The organism is Burkholderia sp. ABCPW 14 (genome assembly GCF_001523835.1).
Taxonomy (GTDB): domain Bacteria; phylum Pseudomonadota; class Gammaproteobacteria; order Burkholderiales; family Burkholderiaceae; genus Burkholderia; species Burkholderia mayonis.
This window is the reverse complement of sequence record NZ_LOVS01000177.1, coordinates 1-842: the sequence shown is the minus strand read 5'-3', so window position 1 is coordinate 842 and position 842 is coordinate 1. Positions and strand designations below refer to the sequence as shown.

1 protein-coding gene is annotated in these 842 nt (G+C 60.6%); it reads left to right on the top strand.

What is annotated here, in order from left to right:
- Positions 1–14 precede the first annotated feature (14 nt).
- Positions 15–826 (top strand): IS5 family transposase gene (locus WS62_RS35085; RefSeq protein ID WP_156441158.1). Its coding sequence is split into 2 segments (ribosomal slippage): positions 15–354 and positions 354–826, totalling 813 coding nucleotides; the frame shifts between segments, so codons are not numbered across the junction.
- The last annotated feature ends 16 nt before the right edge of the window (positions 827–842 follow it).

Here is an 842-nt window from a genome sequence, read left to right as displayed (position 1 = left end):
CCTGACAGGAAGCGATGCCTAAAGAACTTGTAGACGACGAATTGTGGTCACTCATCGAGCCGCTGCTGCCTGCTCGAGCACCACGCAATCGCCGGTACGCAGGCCGCAAGCCGACACCCGACCGCGCGGTGCTGACCGGCATCGTGTTCGTGCTGCGCTCCGGGATTGCTTGGAATCTGCTACCGCAAGAGATGGGATGCGGTTCGGGCACTGCGTGCTGGCGACGGCTTGTTGCATGGCAAGAATCAGGCGTCTGGCAACGCATCCACGAAACGCTGCTGGCCGAACTGCGTCGCCGTGGCGAAATCGATTTGTCGCGAGCGCTTGTCGACAGCTCGTCGATTCGCGCCGTGCTGGCGGGAAAAAAACCGGCCCGAATCCCACGGACCGACGCAAGCTCGGCAGCAAACACCACATCATCGTCGACGCGCAAGGCATCCCGCTCGCGGTCATCCTGACCGGCGCAAACCGCCATGACATCACCCAGCTTGATGCGCTGGTCGAGGCAATTCCGCGTATTCGAGGCAAGCGAGGGCGTCCCCTGCATAAACCGCGAATCGTTCAGGGCGACCGGGGCTACAGCTCCGAGCCGCATCGGCAGCGTTTGCGAGAGCGCGGTATCACGCCCGTGCTCGCGAAAATCGGCTCGCCCCATGGCAGTGGTCTCGGCAAAACGCGCTGGCCAGTCGAGCGCTCGATTGCCTGGCTTCACTCGTTTCGACGGCTCAAGATTCGTTACGAACGCTATGCTCATGTTCACGAGGCCTTCATGTCTCTGGCTTGCGCTTTGATTTGCTGGACGCGTCTAAAGTCTCTGTTTAACTAATTTCGCAACAGCTTCT